Annotated in this window: 17 protein-coding genes; 7 read left to right on the top strand and 10 right to left on the bottom strand. The window is 60.3% G+C overall.

Features of this window, described 5'->3' with window-relative positions; all coding sequences use genetic code 11:
- The first annotated feature begins 186 nt into the window (after window positions 1-186).
- The 3 genes from gltB (at window position 187) to JFN93_RS07955 (ending at window position 7348) form a co-directional block, all read left to right on the top strand.
- Window positions 187-4767, top strand: coding sequence for a glutamate synthase large subunit (gltB, locus tag JFN93_RS07945; RefSeq protein ID WP_199383474.1), 4581 nt, complete (start codon window positions 187-189; stop codon window positions 4765-4767).
- Window positions 4768-4866: 99 nt separating this feature from the next.
- Window positions 4867-6348: a glutamate synthase subunit beta gene (locus JFN93_RS07950; protein WP_199383476.1), complete on the top strand. Its 1482-nt coding sequence runs from the start codon at window positions 4867-4869 to the stop codon at window positions 6346-6348.
- Between the two features lie 316 nt (window positions 6349-6664).
- Entirely contained in the window at window positions 6665-7348 is a 684-nt protein-coding gene (locus JFN93_RS07955) for a hypothetical protein (RefSeq protein WP_199383477.1), read from the top strand.
- A gap of 158 nt (window positions 7349-7506) precedes the next feature.
- On the opposite strand, the gene JFN93_RS07960 is transcribed toward JFN93_RS07955, so the two are convergent.
- From JFN93_RS07960 to JFN93_RS07970, 3 genes are all read right to left on the bottom strand, one after another.
- The gene (locus JFN93_RS07960) at window positions 7507-7752 is read right to left on the bottom strand and encodes a hypothetical protein (RefSeq protein ID WP_199383479.1); all 246 of its coding nucleotides are present in this window, start codon (window positions 7750-7752) and stop codon (window positions 7507-7509) included.
- Between the two features lie 143 nt (window positions 7753-7895).
- Window positions 7896-9077, bottom strand: coding sequence for a methyl-accepting chemotaxis protein (locus JFN93_RS07965; RefSeq protein WP_199383480.1), 1182 nt, complete (start codon window positions 9075-9077; stop codon window positions 7896-7898).
- Between the two features lie 301 nt (window positions 9078-9378).
- Window positions 9379-9555: a hypothetical protein gene (locus tag JFN93_RS07970; protein WP_199383481.1), complete on the bottom strand. Its 177-nt coding sequence runs from the start codon at window positions 9553-9555 to the stop codon at window positions 9379-9381.
- 505 nt (window positions 9556-10060) lie between these two features.
- On the opposite strand from JFN93_RS07970, the gene JFN93_RS07975 reads away from it, so the two are divergent.
- Both JFN93_RS07975 and JFN93_RS07980 read left to right on the top strand, forming a co-directional pair.
- Complete coding sequence (locus tag JFN93_RS07975; protein ID WP_199383483.1) at window positions 10061-10453, top strand: hypothetical protein; 393 nt, start codon at window positions 10061-10063, stop codon at window positions 10451-10453.
- A gap of 79 nt (window positions 10454-10532) precedes the next feature.
- Window positions 10533-10925: a GxxExxY protein gene (locus tag JFN93_RS07980; RefSeq protein WP_236021583.1), complete on the top strand. Its 393-nt coding sequence runs from the start codon at window positions 10533-10535 to the stop codon at window positions 10923-10925.
- Window positions 10926-11045: 120 nt separating this feature from the next.
- Here JFN93_RS07980 and JFN93_RS07985 read toward each other — a convergent pair whose 3' ends face one another.
- From JFN93_RS07985 to JFN93_RS08005, 5 genes are all read right to left on the bottom strand, one after another.
- On the bottom strand, window positions 11046-11489 hold the full coding sequence (locus JFN93_RS07985) for an SRPBCC family protein (RefSeq protein WP_199383484.1): 444 nt from the start codon (window positions 11487-11489) through the stop codon (window positions 11046-11048).
- 116 nt (window positions 11490-11605) lie between these two features.
- Window positions 11606-13465, bottom strand: a complete 1860-nt coding sequence (locus JFN93_RS07990) for a sensor histidine kinase (RefSeq protein ID WP_199383486.1) — start codon at window positions 13463-13465, stop codon at window positions 11606-11608.
- A gap of 9 nt (window positions 13466-13474) precedes the next feature.
- A complete protein-coding gene (locus JFN93_RS07995; RefSeq protein WP_328753647.1) occupies window positions 13475-14587 on the bottom strand; it encodes an FIST signal transduction protein in 1113 nt (370 codons plus the stop codon).
- Window positions 14588-14923: 336 nt separating this feature from the next.
- Window positions 14924-15151, bottom strand: coding sequence for a YMGG-like glycine zipper-containing protein (locus JFN93_RS08000; protein WP_199383490.1), 228 nt, complete (start codon window positions 15149-15151; stop codon window positions 14924-14926).
- Window positions 15152-15498: 347 nt separating this feature from the next.
- Window positions 15499-16497, bottom strand: coding sequence for an aldo/keto reductase (locus tag JFN93_RS08005; protein ID WP_199383491.1), 999 nt, complete (start codon window positions 16495-16497; stop codon window positions 15499-15501).
- A gap of 440 nt (window positions 16498-16937) precedes the next feature.
- Between JFN93_RS08005 and JFN93_RS08010 the strand changes: the two genes are divergently transcribed.
- The gene (locus tag JFN93_RS08010; RefSeq protein WP_199383492.1) at window positions 16938-18212 is read left to right on the top strand and encodes a sensor histidine kinase; all 1275 of its coding nucleotides are present in this window, start codon (window positions 16938-16940) and stop codon (window positions 18210-18212) included.
- A 265-nt stretch (window positions 18213-18477) separates the two neighbouring features.
- Window positions 18478-18732 carry a YrrC family ATP-dependent DNA helicase gene (locus tag JFN93_RS08015; protein ID WP_199383493.1) on the top strand — a complete coding sequence of 85 codons (255 nt, stop codon included), beginning with the start codon at window positions 18478-18480 and terminating at the stop codon, window positions 18730-18732.
- Between the two features lie 105 nt (window positions 18733-18837).
- On the opposite strand, the gene JFN93_RS08020 is transcribed toward JFN93_RS08015, so the two are convergent.
- Both JFN93_RS08020 and JFN93_RS26060 read right to left on the bottom strand, forming a co-directional pair.
- On the bottom strand, window positions 18838-21627 hold the full coding sequence (locus JFN93_RS08020; RefSeq protein WP_199383495.1) for a phosphoenolpyruvate carboxylase: 2790 nt from the start codon (window positions 21625-21627) through the stop codon (window positions 18838-18840).
- A gap of 73 nt (window positions 21628-21700) precedes the next feature.
- Window positions 21701-22564 carry an REP-associated tyrosine transposase gene (locus JFN93_RS26060; protein WP_199383496.1) on the bottom strand — a complete coding sequence of 288 codons (864 nt, stop codon included), beginning with the start codon at window positions 22562-22564 and terminating at the stop codon, window positions 21701-21703.
- Window positions 22565-22723 lie beyond the last annotated feature (159 nt).

Below are 22723 nucleotides of genomic sequence, written 5' to 3' on the forward strand. Positions count from 1 at the left end.
CAAAAATACTCACACCGGTCGTCCGGCGCCCCCTATCATTAGGAATCCATCAAACACGCCGCCTGATAAAACCCCTAGTTACGGATGTAAACGTTCAAGGTGCCTCGTTAATACGAAAGTGGCACCTTTATTGCTCACTGAGGCAGTCCACTTGATCCAGGAACACTACCCCGCAAAGGTCGCATCATGAAAAAAATCGGATTACCCAAGAAGCAAGGGATGTACGATCCCCAGTTCGAGCATGACGCCTGCGGCGTCGGCTTCGTCACCAACATCAAGGGAAAGAAGTCCCACGAGATCGTTCGGCAGGCCATCACCGTCCTGGCCAACCTTGATCACCGTGGCGCGGTCGGCAGCGAGCACAACACCGGCGACGGCGCCGGGATCCTGATCCAGATGCCCGACGCCTTCTTCCGCAAGGTCTGCCCGGCCGCCGGCATCGAACTTCCCGCACCGGGAGAGTACGGCGTCGCCATGCTCTTCACCTCGCCCGACCCCACCGAACGGAGCGCCGCGAAGCACGTCTTCCAGCGCATCATCACCGAAGAAGGTGTGGAAGTCTTGGGCTGGCGTGAAGTCCCGACCGACAACTCCCTGCTGGGCGATACCGCCAAGGCCGGCGAGCCGCTGATCCGGCAGATCTTCTTCAAGCGCCCGGCATCGTGCGCCGACGAGGACGCGTTCAACCGCAAGCTCTACATCGTCAACCAGCGCGCCATCCACGAGATCCGCGACGAGGGGGTCGATCCGCTCTGGTACACCGCCAGCATGTCGACCCGCACCATCGTCTACAAAGGGATGCTGATGCCGGCCCAGCTGGACCAGTACTATCCCGACCTGTGCGACGACGCGATGGAGACCGCCATTGCCGTGGTCCATTCCCGGTTCTCCACCAACACCTTCCCGAGCTGGGACCGCGCCCACCCCTATCATTTCCTCGCCCACAACGGCGAGATCAACACCCTGCGCGGCAACGTGAACTGGATGCATGCGCGCCAGTCCATGTTCTCCAGCGAACTCTTCGGCGACGACATCAAGAAGCTCTTGCCGGTGATCGACGCCAACGGTTCCGACTCGGCGATGTTCGACAACTGCCTGGAACTCCTGGTGCAGTCCGGCCGCACCCTCCCCCACGCCATCATGATGATGGTGCCGGAGCCGTGGGAAAACCACGAGTCGATGAGCAAGGAGAAGCGCGCCTTCTACGAGTACCACGCCTGCCTGATGGAGCCGTGGGACGGCCCGGCCGCCCTCACCTTCACCGACGGCCGGATCATCGGCGCCGTGCTCGACCGTAACGGTCTGCGCCCCTGCCGCTACTACCTGACCGACGACGACCTGGTCATCATGGCGTCCGAGGCCGGGGTGCTCCAGGTCCCGCCCGAGAAGGTCATCAAGAAAGGTCGCCTCCAGCCGGGCAAGATGTTCCTGGTCGACACCGAGCAAGGACGCATCATCCCCGACGAGGAGATCAAGGACGAGCTTGCCTCCGCCAAGCCCTACGGCGACTGGGTGAAGGTGAACCACCTGAACCTGGAGGATCTCCCCAAGGCCGCCTCCGCGCAGCCGGCCGAGCCCTCTTCCCTGTTCCAGCGCCAGAAGGCCTTCGGCTACACCTTCGAGGACCAGGAAACCATCGTCGGCCCGATGGCCACCGACGGCATCCAGCCGCTCGGCTCCATGGGTACCGACACGCCGCTCGCGGTCCTCTCCGAGAAGCCGCAGCTCCTCTACAACTACTTCAAGCAGCTCTTCGCCCAGGTGACCAACCCGCCGATCGACCCGATCCGCGAGGAGATCATCACGGCGACCTCGGTCCGGATCGGCTCCGAGTCGAACCTGTTGAAGCCGACCGCGACCAGCGCCCGCGTCATCCACGTGGAGCAGCCGATCCTCTCCAACGAGGAACTGGCCAAACTGCGCGAGCTGAACCAGCCCGGCTTCAAGACCGACACCCTGTCGCTGCTCTTCAAGGCCACCGACGGCGCCCAGGGGATGGAAAAGGCGCTCGAGAGCCTGTTTGCCTCCGCGATCCGGCTGGTCGAGTCCGGGACCACGGTCCTGATCCTCTCCGACCGCGGCGTCAACGAGGAGTACGCCGCGCTGCCGGCCCTTCTGGCCGTGGCCGGCCTGCACCACCACCTGATCCGCACCGCGGCCCGCACCCACGTCTCCCTGGTCCTCGAGTCCGGCGAGCCGCGCGAGGTGCACCACTTCGCGGTCCTTCTGGGCTACGGCGTCACCGCCATCAACCCCTACCTGGCCTTCGAGACCATCGACGGCATGATCCAGGAGGGGATGCTCCCGGGGCTGGAATACAAGAAAGGGGTCAAGAACTTCGTCAAGGCGTCCATCAAGGGGATCGTCAAGACCATGGCCAAGATGGGTATCTCCACCATCCAGAGCTACCGCGGCGCCCAGATCTGCGAGGCGGTGGGCCTGCACCAGTCGGTCATCGACAAGTACTTCACCTGGACCCCGTCCCGCATCGGCGGCATCGACCTGAACGGGATCGCCGACGAGCTCCTGGTCCGGCACAGAAAGGCGTACCCGCACCGGGTGCCGGTGGATCCGACCCTGGATCCGGGGGGCCAGTACCAGTGGCGCAAGGAAGGTGAGGAGCACCTCTTCAACCCGCTCACCATCACCGCGCTGCAGAAGGCGACCCGCACCAACGACTACCAGGAGTTCAAGGTCTTCTCCAAGCTGATCGACGAGCAGAACGAGCGCCTCTACACCCTGCGCGGCCTTTTGGACTTCAACACCGAGATCCGCGTGCCGGTGCCGATCGAAGAGGTCGAGCCGGTCGAAGAGATCATGAAGCGCTTCAAGACCGGCGCCATGTCCTACGGCTCGATCAGCCAGGAGGCCCACGAGGCGCTGGCGATCGCGATGAACCGTATCGGCGGCCGCTCCAACACCGGCGAAGGTGGCGAGGATCCCGAGCGCTTTACCTGGACTAACGAAAAGGGCGATTCCAAGAACAGCGCCATCAAGCAGGTCGCTTCCGGCCGCTTCGGCGTCACCGCGAACTACCTGACCAACGCCAGCGAGCTGCAGATCAAGATGGCGCAGGGGGCCAAGCCGGGCGAAGGTGGCGAGCTTCCCGGCCACAAGGTCTACCCGTGGGTCGCCAAGACCCGGCACACCACCCCGGGGGTCGGGCTGGTGTCGCCCCCGCCGCACCACGACATCTACTCCATCGAAGACCTGGCGGAGCTGATCCACGACCTGAAGAACGCCAACCGCCGCGCCCGGATCAGCGTCAAGCTGGTCTCCGAGGTCGGGGTCGGCACCATCGCGGCCGGCGTCGCCAAGGCTCATGCCGACGTGGTGCTCATCTCCGGCTACGACGGCGGCACCGGCGCTTCCCCGCTCTCCTCGATCAAGCACGCCGGTCTCCCCTGGGAGCTGGGTCTCGCGGAAACGCACCAGACCCTGGTGCTCAACAACCTGCGCAGCCGGATCATCGTCGAGGTGGACGGCCAGCTCAAAACCGGCCGTGACGTCGCCATCGCCGCCCTGCTGGGCGCCGAGGAGTTCGGCTTCGCCACCGCGCCGCTGGTCACCTTGGGCTGCGTCATGATGCGCGTCTGCCACTCCAACACCTGCCCGGCCGGCGTCGCCACCCAGGATCCGGTCCTTAGAGCCAAGTTCTCCGGCAAGCCGGAGTACGTGGTCAACTACATGCGCTTCATCGCCCAGGAAGTCCGCGAGATCATGGCCGAGCTCGGTTTCCGGACCTTCAACGAGATGGTCGGCCGCGCCAACCGCCTGGAGCCCAAGCGGGCCGTCGCCCACTGGAAGGCCCAGGGGCTCGACTTCTCCAACGTCCTGTACCAGCCGGAGATGGGGATCAAGGGTAGCCGCTACTGCACCGAGTCCCAGGACCACGGCCTCGACAAATGCCTCGACATGACCCGGCTCCTGGAGATCTGCAAGCCGGCCATCGAGAAGGGGGAGAAGGTCACCGCGGAGCTTCCGATCACCAACATCGACCGCGTGGTCGGCACCATCGTCGGCAACGAAGTCACCCGCACCTTCGGGGCGGAAGGGCTTCCCGAGGACACCATCCGGCTCAAGTTCCACGGCTCGGCCGGCCAGAGCTTCGGCGCCTTCGTCCCGAAAGGGATGACCCTGGAGCTTTCCGGTGACGCCAACGACTACGTCGGCAAAGGCCTTTCCGGCGGCACCATCGTCGTCTATCCCCCGGCCGGCTCCAAGTTCAAGGCCGAGGAGAACATCATCGCCGGCAACGTCGCCTTCTACGGCGCCACCTCCGGCAACGCTTACATCAGCGGGATCGCCGGCGAACGCTTCTGCGTCCGCAACTCCGGGGTCAACGCCGTTGTCGAAGGGGTCGGCGATCATGGCTGCGAGTACATGACCGGCGGCACCGTGGTGATCCTCGGCGAGACCGGCCGCAACTTCGCCGCCGGCATGAGCGGCGGCGTCGCCTACGTCCTGGATGACCAGCACGAGTTCCGAAACCGCTGCAACATCCAGATGGTGGAGCTGGAGCAGCTCACCGAGAAGGACCTGGCGACCGTGAAGGCGATGATCGAAAGCCACGCCGAAATGACCGGCAGCGCCCGGGCCATCACCATCCTGAACGACTGGCGGACCTATGCCCGTCAGTTCGTCAAGGTCATGCCGACGGACTACAAGCGGGTGCTGCAGGCCATCGAACGTGCCGAAGCCGCCGGTTTGAGCGGCGACGACGCACTGGCGGCGGCCTTCGAAGAAAACGCCCAGGCCGGACACTAGAAGATGGAAGGGGACTGGCACCGAAAGGTGCCTGTCCCCCTCTGACGTTCCCTGCATACACTTTCATCGAGAAGCGATTTCTTGGAATAGGATAGGACTATGGGAAAACCAACCGGATTCATGGAATACCTTCGGGAACTCCCCGCCGACCGCGAGCCGCTGGAGCGCCTGAAGGACTGGAACGAGTTCCACCTGCACCTGCCGGAGGAGAAGCTCCGCACCCAGGGCGCCCGTTGTATGGACTGCGGCATCCCGTTTTGCCACACCGGCATGCTGGTCTCCGGCATGGCCTGCGGCTGCCCGATCAACAACCTGATCCCCGAGTTCAACGACCTGGTTTACCGCGGGCTCTGGAAACAGGCTGCGGCCCGTCTGCTCAGGACCAACAACTTCCCGGAGTTCACCGGGCGGGTCTGCCCCGCTCCGTGCGAAGGGTCGTGCACCTTGGGAGCCACCGAGCCTGCGGTCACCATCAAGAACATCGAGGTGAGCATCATCGACCGCGCCTGGCAGGAGGGGTGGATCGCTCCCAACCCGCCCCAGGTCCGCACCGGCAAGAAGGTTGCCGTGGTCGGCTCCGGCCCCGCCGGTCTGTCGGCGGCAGCCCAGCTCAACAAGGCCGGGCACCAGGTGACCGTGTTCGAGCGTGCCGACCTTCCCGGCGGCCTGCTCATGTACGGCATCCCGAACATGAAGCTCGACAAGAAGGACGTGGTGCTGCGCCGCATCAAGCTGATGGAGGAGGAAGGGATCACCTTCGTCTGCAACACCGCCATCGGCGGCGCCGAGTATCCGGTGGAGAAGCTGCGCGGCGAGTTTGACGCGGTGGTTCTGGCCACCGGCGCCACCCTCCCCCGCGACCTCCCCATCGAAGGACGTCCCCTCAAGGGGATCCACTTCGCCATGGACTTTTTGACCGCCAACACCAAGGCGATCCTCAAAAAGGGGAAAGACGTCATCTCCGCCAAAGGCAAGGACGTCATCATCATCGGCGGCGGCGACACCGGCACCGACTGCGTCGGCACCTCGCTGCGCCACGGCTGCAACTCGGTCACCCAGCTCGAGATCATGCCCCGCTTCCCCGAGACCCGCGCCCAGGACAACCCGTGGCCGGAGTGGCCCAAGACCCACAAGGTCGACTACGGCCAGGAAGAAGCGGCCGCCAAGTACGGCGACGACCCGCGCGTCTTCTTGACCACCGCGACCAAGTTCGAAGGCGACGCCGACGGCAACGTGAAGGCGGTGCACACGGTCCAGGTGAAGTGGGAAAAGAATGACAAAGGGCAGTTCGTGCCGACCCACGTGCCGGGCACCGAAAAGGTCCTCCCGGCGAGCCTGGTGCTTCTGGCGATGGGCTTTTGGGGACCCGAGCAGGAACTTCCCGAGGCCCTCGGGGTGGAAAAGGACGGCCGGAGCAACATCAAGGCAGACTACGGCAACTACGCCACCAGCATCCCCGGCGTCTTCGCCGCCGGCGACTGCCGGCGCGGCCAGAGCCTCGTCGTGTGGGCCTTCAACGAAGGGCGCGGCGCGGCCCGCGAATGCGACCGCTACCTGATGGGCGAGACCGAACTCCCCTGATAGAGACGCAGTAATGAAAAAAAAGGCACCCGGTGAAAACCGGGTGCCTTTTTTCGTTGCAGTGGCACGCCCCTGTCGCGCCGTCCCAAAAGCAAAGGTAGGTCGCGTTATTCTCGTTCCCAAGGTCCACCCTGGGAACGCAAAGGCTTTCGAAGCTCCAGTTTCGTTATCCAAGGAAACGGGCTCAGCCATGATCGGCTGGGCCCTCTTCTTTCCGGCACCGAGGTCACATTAGAACCTATACGGTTGTTTTTATTCCTGTTTTTACCCTAGAATAGCAACCTGCAGCATAAACGAGCCCATCACAGAGGTACGGATGAGAACAATCCTGGCGATACTAGCGCTTCTTTTTTTAACCGGTGTGGCCCACGCGGTGCCGACGCCGCCGACCACGGCTTTCCAGGCGACGCTTTCCATATTCGACGGGGACAAACGATCGGTCTCCGAGAAGGTCCATGAGGTCCGCAACGCGGTGCTGAATCCGGAAGGGAAGAGCCCGGCAGGCGCGCCCGCCCAAGAAGATGTCGAGGCGAGGGTCAAGGCCTTCAACCATGACTTCGGTTGGGCCATCACCCCCGCCGGCAACGGAGAGCTGCGCTTTCCCAGCGGCAACGTCTACTCCATGCGTAATTGGCAGTCGTTTTCGGCAAAGGGGTCGACACCCGATGGCGTAGTCATCACCACGTACTTCGAAAAGCCTTCCGGGGAAATAAACTTTGACGACGGCAACGGACACTTCATCGTAATGCAGCTTTCCGACTCAGACGTTCAGGTTCTCGATGCGAACCTCCCGTTGCCGACCGACTTTGCGCAACGTCTCTTTTTGTTGACCAAGGCTCAGGACAAAGACGCGATGTCGAAGCTCCTCACCGGTTACTTCCGGGCCGGTGCCAACCGGACCGACACCAACTTCTATGAAATGGCCGTTTACCTGCTGAAACTTCCCGCCCAGCGAAGCGACTTCGTGGAATGGCTCGGCATGCCGACAGTCCAGCCTTGATCCCCCTCGGACAACCGGGGAACTTCAAAAAACCGCTGATTTAAGCCCGCCCGAGACTCGAGCTCCCACGATTCGGTGCTTCAGGCATCATCCCGAAAAGAAAAGGCACCCGGTCGTCGAACCGGGTGCCTCTTCTTTTTTCCTGGAACAGATCTCCCTTACCAACCATACCGGCCCAGGGAAATCCAATTGCGAACCTTATTGTAAACCTCGGCCTTCTCGACCGGGTTGGCATCCTCTCGGACGTTCTCCATCCCTTCGGCCGTGGCGGTCTTATGGATCTCGCAACCGGTGAAATTCCCGTCGCAGTACTTCTGAGCCAGAAGGCCGCTGGTCACCAATGACATAGCGGGCATCTTGGTATTGAGGAAAGGACAGGTCTCTGAGTAATTGCATTTTGCCATGACATCCCCCTCCATACCCCCGAAGCTTTCTTTTCATTGTATAGCTGCCGGGGTTTTAATCAATGCCAGTATCGACCCTTCGCATCACGATCTTTTGTCAGCCGTTCAGACCGGGCCGTTTACCTGCTGGCAAAGTGACCGCATCAGATCTTGTACTTGGCGAGTTGGTTCTCCAGGTTTTCCGATTTGGCGGAGAGATTGGATGCCACGACACCGACTTCGTCGACCACGAAGCCGTTTTGCTCGGACAGGGTCATCACCTGCTGCATCAGGTCGAACAACTCCTTGGTGCGGGTGGCAATGAAGGTCGTTTTGTTCACCAGGTCGGAAGATATCTGCAGCGAACCTTTAAGCCGGTCGTCGGTCTCACCGACATCGGTGATGAGCCCGCGGGTATTCTCGGCAATCTCGCGCATCCGCGTCGCGCTCGACTCGTTGGCCGCACAAAGACGCTCCACCCCCTGAACCACAGCCTCGATCCCGGTATTGATCTGGGCCAGCGAATTCTGGGTTTTCGCCGCCAGCGCCCGGACTTCATCGGCGACGACGGCAAAACCGCGTCCGGCCTCCCCGGCCCGGGCGGCCTCGATGGAGGCGTTCAAAGCGAGCAGGTTCGTCTGATCGGCGATGTCGGAGATGATCTCCAGGACATTGCGGATATCGTAGGCTTTCTGGGAGACCTCCTTCGTCTGAACGTTCAGCGCAGCCTGGTTGTCGGATTCGGAAATGATGATGCGGCCAGCGCGGTTCAGGTCGTCGACGAACTTGGAAAGCGATTCCCGGGTCTGCTCGATCGTCTCGGTGGTGGAGACCGACATTTCCTCGGTTATGTCGAGGTTCACCGTCACAGTCTGGGTAAGCTGGTGGCTCTGTTCGATCAATTCCGTCTGGCTGTGCACAGTTTGCGACAGCTTGCCGACGATGTCGGAAAGTTTCTGGCTGGCAGCAGACGCCTCGTGCGAGGCGGATGCCGAATGGGTAACGCTGTCCCTGGTGGCAACACGCAACACCTCGAGCGCCTGGAGGATGTGGCTGATCTCGTTGTTGCGCAAAGCGATGATCGGCTTGGAGATGTCACCGTCGGCGAGGGTCCGGACCCAATTGAGCGTGCGCTCGATCGAGTTCTTGATGCCGACCATGTTGAGGAACCCGAAAACGAATCCGGCGATGATCGAGACGATCAGTACGCCGAACCGTATCAGGTAGCTGCTGCTTTGCCCGGCGTAGGAGGCCGCGATGATGCAAACGGAATAGCAGACGCAAAGCAGAAAAAGACGCGACTTGATGGAGAGTCGGTAGTACTTGTCGACCAGGAAATCTATCATGGTGTGTTCCGAGGGATTTATCGATGGTGGAGCAGGCTCTTTGCCCGTTACCGCGTGCCCTCTTTCCCTCCTTGGTGATTGGTAAAAGTTTCGCGGTCAGCGGACAAAGCGCGCCGGCGACACCACGTCAACATAGCTATCTATCGGCTATAAAACGCATTACTTTAAAAAGATCTGGAAATGACACGACGGGCGCCGACGAAAACAGGAGGCGTTCGAGCGGGCAAAAAAAACCCTACCATCGCGTGATGATAGGGCCATATCCACCAAAGTGGCCTTGCAGCCAGTAAAACTCAATGCGTTAAAGCTGTTCCTTGAGCCACCGGTAGGTTTTCGGCCACCGGATGACTTCTTCCATCGAAAGAATTTCCTCTTTGCTTACTCCCTGATTCAACGCCTTAACGATCGCCTCGTAGTCCGGATAGTTACCAGGAGGATTTTCCATCAGAAGTTGGCCAGCAATCTTTTCTCTGTCCACACCAGATCCTCCCCTTGGGGCCGGAAAACTGCTAAAACCGCCTCGGCGCCACCCGGGGTTCAGGCCTTGTCTTTATCGGACTTGGCGCGGGACGATAAAAAGGAGAATTGAACCGCCACAACGACAACACTTACCAAACCAAAAGCCCACAGAATCGCACTCATACACTGCCCTGCCTACTTATGAATTTGACGACGCGTGGCTCATTTCACCACAACAGCAGTCACTCTGCAATAGAAAATTTGCACATTTTTTGCACATTCCCCTCTCATTTGATTGGTTTCACAAATTCATCGACCTCATACCGCGGCCGAGGCAAGACCTGCCGGAGCGCCAATCGTTGTGCGATCCGCCCAAGATGGCGGTAAGGGGCGCCGCAACACGGAACCTTTGCGAAGCCGCCTTATCCCCCGGATCTCACGCTTCCCCGGTGGAGGTTATATCCGGTACAATTGCCGAACCGATTCGCCCGTACAGCTGTCATCCTGGAAAGTGGGAGGGAGCCGTGCACGAACGTGACTACTATGGGTTTGACGACGAGGATCCTTGGGAATCAGTACGGCTGACCAGGGAGGCAATCCGGGCGCGGGCATCTCTGATCCTTTATACCGCGCTGATCAGTGCCCCCTTCGTGGCTCTGACCGCGATCGGCGCTTTCGCCAGCGGGTTGCAGCCTCACGAGGTGCTCGGCGTTTCCTGCTACAACGCGATGGTATCCAGCCTCCTATTCTTCGACACCCTGAGAAACGCCGCTCACGACTGCTTTGACAAGGCAGTAGCCGAAGGACTGGTGACCTGCAGCGCAGGGATCCCGGTTATCGATCCCGCGTTCCGGCATCGCCGACTGGCCCGACTGTCGTTTGCCGTCGGCGGGAGGACGGGGCGCAAACGCACTTGAGCAGTTACTGCACCGGATCAAACAGGGATGCAGGGGATCAAGGGGATGAGCCCGGCAACAAAAGGAGATCCCATGCTCTTTGAAGAGCTCACCGAGAAAATCCTTGGAGCTTGTTTCGAAGTCAGCAACGAGTTGGGCTGCGGGTTTGTGGAAGGTCTATGAAAACGCTCTGTTGATTGCATTGAGCGAAATGGGGCTGAAGGCCCAGAATCAGGTGCCGCTTCAGGTTCGATTCCGAGAAGTGGTGGTAGGAAACTTCACCGCCGATATCGTGGTCGAAAAACAAGTACTGCTCGAGTTGAAAGCGGTAAAGGCGCTCGCATCAGAGCACCTTGCCCAAGTAATGAATTATCTGAAGGCAACGGGAATTGAGGTAGGTCTCCTGATCAACTTTGGGACTCCGAAACTGGAGTATCGCCGTTTCGGCAATCGCTTTGCGATAATCCAGCAAGGCTTGAGCATGGCCAACTGAATGGTTTCTATCCCCTTCATCCCCTTCATCCCTGTTACCCTCGTGAATGAAAGTGAAAAGGCACTTGGTAGAAACCAGGTGCCTTTTCTTTCTGCGGCTGGTCAGGTGGTGCCGCACTGGTCAGTCGGGGATCTCGGCCTCGACGAGTTTTGCCAAAAGGGCCAGAGACTCCTGCCACCCAAGGTAACAGTTCTCGACCGGGATCACATCGGGGAGCCCGTCCTGTACGATGCTGACCTCGGTTCCACAAGATACCTGCTTCAGGGTGACCGTCGTTTGCATGACACCAGACAGATTGGGGTCCTCGAAACGGTCGGTGTGCCGGATCATCTCGTTGGGTACCAGTTCGAGGTATTCCCCGCCGAAGGATTGACTAAAGCCACTGCTGAAGTTGGTGAATGACATCTGGTAGGTGCCGCCGACTCTGGCGTCGAGGTGGTGTACCTTGCCGATGAACCCATTCGGCGGAAGCCACTTGACCATCGCATCCGGATCGAGGAATGCCCGGTAGATCCTTTCCGGGGGTGAACGAAGCACACGGTGCAGTCTGATTGTATTTGCCATGACGTTGCGTCCTTTCGATTGGGAGTTTTGGTTGCATCATAACATTTCCGGAAAGGAAGGAGTATCACCGCAGGCTCGCCGGTACGTGGGCTACCGGTGCAGTAGGCCAATGAAGATCAAAGGGTGATGATGAACTCCGCGCCTCCCTTCCGGTTCCGTACCTCCAGGACCCCCTGCATATGCTTTTCTATGATGGTCTTCGACATGAAAAGACCGATGCCCGTTCCCTGTTCCGGGCCCTTGGTGGTGAAGTAAGGCTGGAAGATCTTATCCACGATTGCCTCGGGAATTCCCCCAGCATTGTCGGCCACCCGGATTACCACGTTCCCCGCACTTCTTTCCAGACCGATTTCGATTCGACGCGCATCGATCTCACGCCGCTCGAAGGCGTCCCGCGCGTTGTTCAGGAGGTTGATCATCACCTGGGAGAACTGGTTTGGATAGCCACAAACTTCCGCGCCGACATCCCCTTTGACGACGATTTCGATATGACAGGCTTTCAACATCCCTTCCAATAGCGACAAGGTGTGCTGGATGTTTTCCAGCACGTTGAAGGTGGTCTTTATGGTATCCGGGGTGAAAAAGTGCCGAAAATCGTCGATGGTTCGCGACATGTAATCGATGATGTCCATCTCCTTACGGGTGGTGCCGTCGATGTACGCCTCGTCGCAACTGCCACGGCGGAAAATGACCGGCACTTCCTGCACCAGGAGAGCCAGCATGTTGAGCGGCTGCCTCCACTGATGTGCAACGTTGTTGAGCAGCTCACCCATCAGCGCCAAGCGGCTCTGCAGGATCAGCATTCTGTCTTTTTCCCGCAACTCCTCAACCGTCTCCCCCACCCGTTGCTCGAGCGTCTCAGTCAGTTGCCGATACCTTTGTTCGCTCCGGCGCAAGGCTTCTTCGGCTCGCTTACGTTCGGAGATGTCTTCAATAACACCTTCGTAGAAACTGATGTTTCCCTTCTCATCGCGCGCAGCACGCGCACTAATCGAAACCCAGATAACGCTCTTGTCCTTCCGGTAGAGCTCGGCATCGAACGCGCTGACGAATCCCTGCCTCTCGATTTGCTCGACCAGCTCATCATGCCGGCTGGGGCGGACGTAAAGGTCCGCGACCCGGTAGACTTCCCCCAACAGCGCCTCCGGAGAGTCATACCCGAGCATGCGGGCGAGGCCTGGGTTGGCGTCGAGATAGCGTCCTTGTGGAGTCCTTCGAAAGATTCCATCCACCGAATTCTCGAAGATGTCCCGGTACTTCCTTTCCGCGAGCATTTCCAGCTGGCGGATCCGCTCCACCTCTACCTGCAATATGGTGTTTTCCACGTGAGACGAAATGAGGCTGACGAAGTTGCCCAGACCGATGAGAGAGTCTGGAGCGGCAGAAACCGCGCGGTAGAAGCTGGGATCAGCTTGGGAGTTGCCGACGATCAGCAGCGCCAGGGGCGCCGAAGGCGGACCGAGCGCGTAAAGCAGGAACTCCTCAAAGTGCAGCACCGAGCGGTAACTCTTGAGCAGATCCGAACACGCCCCCTCCTGGCACACCAGAAGGTCCTTGTCCTGGAGGAGTCGTTCGCCTTCCTGAATGAAACAAGCGAGTAGCGGCGCGTCGTGCGCTATGACGGTGGACCGCACCTCAGCGCGTTCCGCCTCGTTGTAAAAACCCTCCAGAGCGCAGGCCACGAAATTTCCGCTCAACTCGCAGCGGGTAAAGAAGACGGCGCGTTCGTACTGAAGCCGTGCGGTGGCGTACTCCACGGCATGTTCCAGGATCGTCTGCAGTTGGTTGGTGCCGAGGATCTTCTTGCTGAGATCGTAAAGATCCTGGTATTCCCGAAGTTGGTCGTCGAGTTTTTCCTGATAGTTGTAGAGCAGCCCTTCCGCCCGGATCAGGCGCTTCACCTGCTGGGCAAGAGTCTCCTTCTCGTGTACCAGTTCGCTCCATCTGTCGTCTTTCGAGCTGCCATCTTTTGTCATGATAAGTACTCAGTAAACCGAAACCACGACCGCGGAAAAGTTGTGCAGGTAATTGCAGCCGGAAATGGGGGCAATCTCCCCGTAGGAATAGAACCCGATCCACGGCAACGCCGTCCCCAACCTCGTTTGGAGCTGCGTTAAAAGCTCCAGCTTTTCCTGTTCCCGGAAAAGGACCCGCCCCCTCCCGACGCACTCGAACTGGAGTACGAACTTGGGTGGCCTTCCTCCCATCTGCCCAGTGATCCGCTCCGTTGTCGACTTCAGCCCCTCGTGCATCAGCTCTTTGTCACGGCGCGTGATCCAGAGTTCGGTGCCGTTTTCCACGTCGGACTGAATGGTGACCGAACCGGCCCGATCATCCTTGGCCATCATGTACCGGATCACGTATTCGTTGTAACCGGTCTGTAAATGCTGCGGAAGGCGAAAGCCGAGGCACAGGTTCAAGGACAGCTTGTTCCAGTGATGATTGAGATCCCCTTCCACGTACTCCCGGATTGCTTCCAAGGCGGGTATCCCGTCGATCTCGTAAATGACGTTCCCCTTGCAGCGGGTAATTATCCGCTTGGTTCCGACCGGGGTACAGCCGTGGTTTACGCCCCAGGCCACCTGGGCCGTACCGGAAAGGATGACGCACGATACGGTACCGCTCGAGGCTTCGTCGTTGTGGTACTGGTAGGTCTTCCTGCTGATCCAGTTGTCGGCGGACAGCCCTCCGAACACCGGGAGTCGCTGGTCCTTCGGAAGTCCCCCTTCAAAGGCGCGCAGCAGAGGTTCGAAGTCAAACGCCAAGCCGTCGGCAAAAACAAAACAGGCAAAGCTGTCCGGTGCCAAGACACGGTATGTTTCCTCAGCCAGAGCCCTCCCCACCTGCCGGGCGGAGCGACCATCGCCGTTGACGCTGACGTTTCCGAAGCGCATTTCATCCGATTTGATCGCCATCACTGCCACGGTGAAGTTGCTTTCGTCGACCATCCCCCAGGTGATCACCCCTTCACCGGAACATCCCGACAGCGGCGCTCCGCCCGTCACCTCACGCACCGAACGCAGGAGGGCCTGCTGTTCATGCCCGACCGTGGCAAAAACGAAGACGAAATCGGGACGGGCCATGGCTACCTGCAGCATTGCTGCCCGGGCCGCCTCTCTCCCTGCCTCTACGCTGTTCCGTTGTGTGCTGAATCCCACCCCGACTGCCGTCGCCACGATAATCATCTCCCCAGTTCTCGACATGACCAGAAAACGACACGGCTGAACTCATATAATTAATTATAATTAATAGTGAATTATTAGTCATTTCTTTTAAAACCGGAAAGGATTCCGCTGTGATCCGGCACCTCCAATGCCTCTTTATAGGCCCATCACCGTGACGGCTCCCGGCGTAGGTAGCCCAAAAGCAGGCAAAGGCACCTGGCCGGAACCAGGTGCCTTTGCGCCACTGCCTCAAGGTCGACGGTATCAGAATCAGCGGCGGTGCTGCGGCCCAAGGAAGTATCCGCCCGCAGCGCCGGCAGCACCACCGATCACCGCACCGGCCGCCGGGCTGCCACCGGCAACCCCGCCAATCAGGGCCCCGGCGCCGGCACCGATCGCGCCCCCGCTCAAGGTGCTCTGTTGCCGCGGCGTCATGCCCGAGCATCCCAGAGTCAACGACGTTACCACAACGATTGCTACGTTTCTCACTATCTTCATAATGGCCTCCTTCTCCGGACACCATCATCACCGGATACCATCATCGGCTGCGGCCGCCCGCCTCCCCGGCACGGACGCATCATCCGATAACTACCTATTATATCAAGAGCTTTTCGCATTTTAAAATAATTCAAACCAGCACGACGACCTATCACCGTACCTCTCGCCGGAAGGGTAAGCGGTGCAATGGAAAAGGGGACCGGCTCCGAAAGGTGCCGGTCCCCTTTTGTTACTTCCCGAATGAGGGGGCAGCATGCTCCCCTCAGCAAACCTCGTATCAACGGGTGCGATTGAAAGACCGTTGCGACAAAGGAGCGGTACCTCAGGAGCCGGCCCTGCCTTGCCCCCTACCTGTTTCTCAGCTTGAAGCTCGCGTCAATCTCCTCTTCCAACCGGTCCGTTGCGTTGCCGGGAGCCTCGGAAAATTCACCGATGCGCTGCAGCACCTCGGCTGTCATGGCGAAATCGGCTGCGGCCAGAGAGTCTTCCAACTGCGCCAGGTTGCGGGCACCGATGATCGGCGCGCTGACCGCGGGATGGGACATCACCCAGCTCACCGCAAGGGTAGCCGGCTTGACCCCGAGCTCCTGTGCATAATGGGTAAAGCGTTCCACCGTCTCATAGTAGCGGGGACTGCTGTAGCGCAGGTTATATTGCTTCTTTTCGGCGATCCGACCGGCGGCCGGCGCTTCGCTGCCGGAATACTTCCCGGTCAGAAGCCCTCCCCCCAAGGGGCTGTAGGGGATCACCCCCAACTTCTCGGACAACGCCAGGGGGAGGATTTCCACCTCGGCCTGCCTTTTTACCAGGTTGTACATCGGCTCGATGCAGGCGAAGCGGGCCCATCCCTTTTGCCCGGAAATACCCAACGCTTTGGCGATCTGCCAGGCGGCCCAGTTGCTCACCCCGAGGTAGAGCACCTTCCCCTGGTGCACCAGGTCATCGAGGGCCGAGAGCGTCTCTTCCATGGGAGTGAGCGGGTCGAAGTGGTGGATGAAGTAGAGATCGATCCGGTCGGTCTTCAACCGGGCCAGGCTCTGGTCGATCGACCACATGATATGGCGCCGGGAGGAACCCAGCGCGTTGATGTCCTTGCCGACCCGCTGGGAGACCTTCGAGGTGATGAACACCTCGTCCCGGCAGTCGCGGATCAGGTTTCCCAAAATGATCTCGGCGCGTCCGTCGCCGTAGTTGTTGGCGCAGTCGAAGAAGTTGATGCCGGCCTCCCGGCACCGGTTGAAAAGCCGCGCCGATTCCGCCTCGTCCGCTTCGCTCCCAAAGGTCATGGTCCCAAAGCAAAGCTCGGAAACCAGCACGCCCGTATTTCCCAACACCTTGTAGTTCATCGTCTCTCCTCCTGGAGTCAGGACCATCGCTTCCGAAGGCCCACGCATCTCCTTTTGCTTCGTTGGTGCTTTTGCGGGAAGGCTAGTCCACGGCGTGCCGATATTCAAGAAATTTCTAAGTCACCACAATAAATCCACATTGTGTGCTTTCGCCTCTGCCCCGCCGAAGCCCCTCTCAGCTGCAACGTCTGTCGATAAAAACCTGTGCTCGCTATGGCTCGACACGATGTGAGCCAGCCACCTTCTGCCAGAGGAGGGCCGGACCAATGAATCTGGTACTACCAGAACTGTGGATTTTTCCGGATATGACAGTAAAATTCGATGCAATCGAGCTTTACTCCTGTTCAGGCATGTTGTTCTGACATTTACTTGCGCATTCGCAGTAGCTTTCACAGGTCGCACACCTCGCAGAGAAGTAGTTATGGGGAGGGCTTATGGCCATGTCGGAAGTACGTGTGAAGGGTTCTGGCAGTTCGACGATGCTGATCGTGGAAGACGATCGGGCTTCCCGGCTTGCGCTCGTGGAGGTTCTCTCCGAACGTTACCCGGATCTGGAACTGTACTTTGCCGAGGACGGGGAGACCGGGCTGGCCCTTTTCCAGGAGGTGCAGCCGCAAATCGTCGTTACCGACCTGAGCATGCCTGGCATGGACGGCCTGACCATGGCCGGCGAGATACGGAAACTGGCGGTGCAGGTGCCCATCGTGGTTCTGACCGCCTACAGCGAGAGTTCGCGGATCATCGAATGCATACGGCTCGGCATCAACCGCTACGTGTTGAAACCGATCGAACTCCGCCCGTTGTTCGAGGCCATCGACGAGTCGTTGCAACGCTTCCGGGACATCGCCGAGCGCGAACGCGCCGAATGTGAACTGCGCCACCACCGGGACAATCTCGAACGGCTGGTCCGGGAACGGACGAAAGAGTTGGAAGAACGGAACCGGCAGCTTGCCAAAGAGGTGCAGCAACGCAAGCAGGCGGAGCAGGAGGTAATCCAGCTCAATGCCGACCTCGAAAAACGGGTCCTGGCGAGAACCGCGGAGCTGCAGGCGGCCATCCGCGACCACGAATCGTTCAGCTACTCGGTATCCCACGACCTGAGGACACCGCTGCGTCACATCAACAGCTACAGCACCATGCTGGAGGAACTGCTGGAGGCCGAGCTCACCTCGGAGGGGCGGCATTGCCTGGACCGTATCAAAGTTGCGACGCGGACCATGTCCAGCCTGATCGACCACCTTTTGGACCTGTCCCGGATCAGCAGGTCCGCCCTGACCTGCGAAGACGTGGACCTGAGCGAGATCGCCCAAGGGATTGCGACGACCCTCCGGGAAACCGATGCGCAGCGCCGGGTCGAGTTTTCCGTCCAGGCAGGGCTTCATGCCAAGGGGGACCGCATTCTCCTAAGGCAGCTTTTGGAAAACCTGATCGGCAACGCCTGGAAGTACAGTTCCCCCCGGCCTGCCGCGCAGATCGAGTTCGGCAGGACCACCGTCGACCGGCATAACTGTTTTTTCGTCAAGGACAACGGGGTAGGCTTCGACATGACCTACAGCGAGAAGCTTTTCCAGATCTTCGAGCGGCTCCACGGCTCCGAGTTCGAGGGGCAGGGGATCGGTCTTGCCACGGTGAAGAAGATACTGCAGCGCCACAGCGGCAAGGTATGGGCCGACAGCAAGCCCGGTCAAGGCGCCACGTTTTATTTCACCCTCTGAAGTCAAACGTCTCCCCTTTGATAACGAGGAAACCTGATTTCCCTCGCCCTTCGGGAGAAGGTCGGAGTGAGGGCTCGCGAAGTCTGAAACCTGGCTGACCCGGTACCGAACGAAGGGACCGAACCGTCACGAGCGCTATCCGGCTGCCAATAAAGGAAAAAAAGTGACCTTATTGGGTCTGTTTAATTTTTTCTTGCCAGGGTCTACGAAACTGCTATGATTCGGCCGCCACGGCATGCCAGAATCTACGGAAACGGAGGCCACCATGCTTGGAATACAAGCACATGTCACGGGAAGTGTTGAGCGGATCGTGTACCAGAGTCGGCAATCCGGGTTGAGTATCCTTCATGTCAGAGTCCTGGGCAGCGAGGAGCTGATTACCGTCATTGGTTCCGCGGAGACACTATCGGTCGGCGAGTGCATCGAAGGCCGCGGCTTCTGGCAGAAAAGGGTGGTACACGAAGACATGCTGTTCAACTGTCACCAGCTGAAGCGGTTGTCACTTCCCCTCAACAACTAACTCAGGTTTTCAGACTTTTCGGCGCACACAGCGTAGAAAAAGGCACCCGGGCAAAACCGGGTGCCTTTTTTTTTCTTTTAAGGGGCAGACACGGAATCGGAAGATTCACCCGGTGTTCCTCAATCCGGACGCGATGCCGTTGATGGTGGCGGCGAGCACGAAGTCGGTGTTGTCGGAACTCTGCCCCCCTCTCTTGCGCCGCAAAAGCTCGATCTGGATCAGGCTCAGCGGGTCGACGTAAGGGTTGCGCAGCTTGAGCGAGCGCGCCAGCGCCTGATTTCGCTCCAAAAGTTCCTGCTGGCCGGTAAGCGCCAGGATCTGCGTCTTGGTGCGCTGGTACTCCTCCACCACCATGCCAAATACCCGCTCCCTGAGGGCGGGGTCCGAAACCAGGTCGGCATAGAGGCTGGCCAGGGGGAGGTCCACCTTGGTGAGCGCGAGTTCCACGTTTCGGATCAGGTCGTTGAAGATCGGGACCGTTGCCAGCAGCTCCCGAAGCACCGCCAGACCGTCCTCCTGCGCCCCGACGAACTGCTCCAGGGCGTGGCCGACGCCGAACCAGGCGGGGATCACGTGCCGGCTCTGCATCCAGCCGAACCCCCAGGGGATCGCCCGCAGCTGGGCCAGGTCGTGACTGGAGCTCCGCTTGGCCGGACGGGAACCGATCTTGGCCAGATCGAACTCCCGAAACGGAGTCGCTTCCTCGAAATAGGGCATGATGTCCGGGTTCTCCGCGATTCTCTCCCGGTAAAAGCGGTAGGAGGAGTCGGAGAGACGCTCCATGGTCGCCTCCCACCCCCCTCCCGTCGTCCGATTCCCTTCGAGGCTCAAGGAGTCGAGCGCGGCGGCCACCATCAGCTCCAGGTTGCGCTCCGCCTGAATGGCGTCGGAGTATTTCCAGTTGATCACTTCCCCCTGTTCGGTGAGCCGCAAGCTGCCGCTGAACCCTTCCGGCGGCTGGGCCGCGATCGCCCGGTAGGTCGGCCCCCCGCCCCTCCCCACCGTCCCCCCTCGGCCGTGAAAAAGCCGCAGCTTCACCCCGCACTCGATGGCGACCCGTTGCAGGTCCCGGTGAGCCTGATAGATCTCCCAGGTACTGGTGAGCATCCCCCCGTCCTTGCTGGAGTCGGAGTAGCCGAGCATCACCTCCTGCCGGCGCTCCCAGGAATCGAGGTAGAGGGCATATTCCGGGGAGGACCAGAGGATCCGGCAGACCTCCGGGGCGTTGCGCAGATCCTGGATCGATTCGAAAAGGGGGACCGGCATGACCCCGGGATCGCTGCCGTCTTCACTGGCGGCGACCTTCACCCCGGCCACCTCCATGAGCCAGACCAGGGAGAGGACGTCGGAGACCGACTCGGCCCCGCTGATCACGTAGTTGGTGATCGACTGCGGCGGATAGCTCCGCTTGAGATCGGCGATGGTGCGCAAGGTGTCGAGCAGGTTGACGGTCTCGGGAGAAGGCGCGGCCGAGACGGCCCCCTCGCCCCCCTTCAGGGAAGTGCCGGCACCGAGTTCGGCGACCGCCTGGGCATGGACCCGGGCGTGCTGGCGGATGTCGAGGGTGTGCAGGTGGAAGCCGAAGGTCTCCACCCGGCGCAGGATGGCGTCGAGGTACCTGCGGGCGAGCCGCTCGCCCCCTTGGGCGGCCAGGCAAGCACGGACCAGGGTGAGATCGGCACGGAAGGAGGCGGCATCCCGGTACGCGTCCGGGTGGCCCGGCTCGTCGTAGGCGCGGCGCAGACGATGCAGGACGATGGCCAGGAACCGCCGGTACGGCTCGCAGGTGGGGTAGCCGCTGACCTTGGGCAAAAGCACCGGGAATTCCCGGCAGTACTCCTCGATGGCGGCGGCCAGTTCCGGGGAGCAATCGACCCGGCAGCTGGAGGTGGTCAAAAGCTCGCGCAGTTCGTCGATCTCCTGCAGGTATTGGGCAAGGATGGTGGCGCGCGCCATCTGCAGGGCGACCCGGGTGGTCTCGGTGGTCACGAAGGGGTTGCCGTCCCGGTCCCCCCCGGTCCAGGACCCGAAGCGGACCACGGTGGGGAGCTCGCTGGCGGATACCTCCAGACCGTAGATCTCCCGGAAGGCGTCCGCGATGTTCTGGTAGAGGTGGGGCAAGGGCTGGATCAGCGATTCGGGATAGTGGTTGATCCCCATCCGGATCTCGTCCAGGACCGTGGGCTGGGTGCGGCGGACCTCATCGGTCTGCCAAAGCGCGGTGATCTCGGTGAGGATGGCGTCCTGCTCGTGTGCTGCGGCAGCCGGCGATAACGGCAGGCGGTCCAGAACCTCCAGCGCGTCCGCGATGCGCCGCCTCTTGAAGAGGACCACCCGGCGGGCGACCTCGGTCGGGTGAGCCGTGAAGACCGGGGTGATCTCGACCTGTCTCAGACAGGCCAGGGCATCCGGTCCGCTGATCCCCGCCTCGCGCATCCGCTGCAGGGTTCCGCGGATGGAGCCTGGCTTGTCCTTCTTTTGTCGGGCGAGCTGGGCGGCCTTCAGGCGGCGCTTGCGATGGTTGGTCTCGGCGAGGTTGGTCAGCTCGAAGTAGGTGCCAAAGGCCTTGACGATGTGGTAGGCCTCCTCCTCGGACAGCTTACCCACCATCTCCACCATCGCTTTCTTGAGCACCTCTTCCTCGGCGGCGTTCCCGCTCCCCTCCCCTGCCCCGGTATCGAGCGAGCGATGGCGGATCGCCAGGCGCCGCAGTTCCTCCTCCGCCTCATAGCTCGAAAGCCCCGCCTGCTCGCGGATCACGGTGCCGAGGAGCATCCCCAGCGAGCGGACGTCGCGCTTGAGCGGCTTCACCTTGACCTCCGGGTCCCACGAGGTCAGCTCATCAAGCCGCTGCTGTTGATCCTGCGCCAACCAGTAGAGTTCTTCCTCTTGCATAGGATTCTCCTCCGGCGCCAGCGGTCACGCACCGACACATCGCTTCCCCCGACCGGTGCCAGGTCTTGAAAAATCACTTTTTCACCAGAAGCGTCTTTATAACCTTGCTGATAGAGGTGTAGTGCATGCCGATGTGGTCCGCGATCTGCTTCAGCCCGTAGCCATATTTGAGATGTGCGTCGCCGATGGCACAGTTTCTTTCCCCTCTTGGGGCGGTTCTACCTTTGGGAAAGAGCACCTCCAGCGCAGGTCGGCCCACATGTCGCTGCAGACTCGGTATTTCGGGTGTTTCCTCCTTGGCCCCAACCAAGGCATGGATTTTTGTAGCGAACTCCTCAGTTCCGAAGACAACCTCCCCATTGACTCTCCACCAAGGTGATCGATCTTGTGGGTCCTCCTTTAGGACGAAATCCCGATACTTCTTTAGAGCCTCGGATGTGGTTCCACCGAACTGACTCAGCATCCACTGGGAGGTAAGCACCTTGGAAGCACCGGGTCCCTCCAGCAGGGGAAGATAGCTGCTCCAGGGCCATTGCTCTGGAGTTGCTACCATCCCGGCCCGGACCGGGTTCAGCACCACATAGCGGGACAATTCGAGGAGATGGGAATCCTTCTGGACGACAACGGCCCGGAACCGGCTCTGGAAGATGTGACCGACACGACCGTGGCGCCTGTTGAACGTCTGACTGTAGGTTCCGTTGAGCTGACGCATCCCTTGAGAGAGGTTGGCATCGGGCGTTTCGATGATGAGGTGGTAGTGGTTGCCCATCAGGCAGAAGGCGTGACAGAGCCAGTTGTATCGCAGGAGGACGATGCCGAGGGTATCGAGAAAGGTTCGCCGGTCGATGTCGTCGAGGAAGATATCGGCGCGCGCATTACCGCGAGAGGTAACGTGATAAACGGCGAATGGGAACTCAACACGAAGTGGGCGCGCCATAGTCCGGCAATGGTAGCAACGAAACCTTATATTTCAAGACCTGGCACCGAGTGGGGCAGTAGCAACGAAACCTTATATTTCAACGGCCTGTTGCCCAAAAGGCATCTTTACCCACTCGCTTTTCTCGGAATTGCTGTAACGTACCGAAAAATATGGATT

The sequence above is a fragment of the Geomesophilobacter sediminis genome (genome assembly GCF_016458275.1).
Lineage (GTDB): Bacteria > Desulfobacterota > Desulfuromonadia > Geobacterales > Geobacteraceae > Geomesophilobacter > Geomesophilobacter sediminis.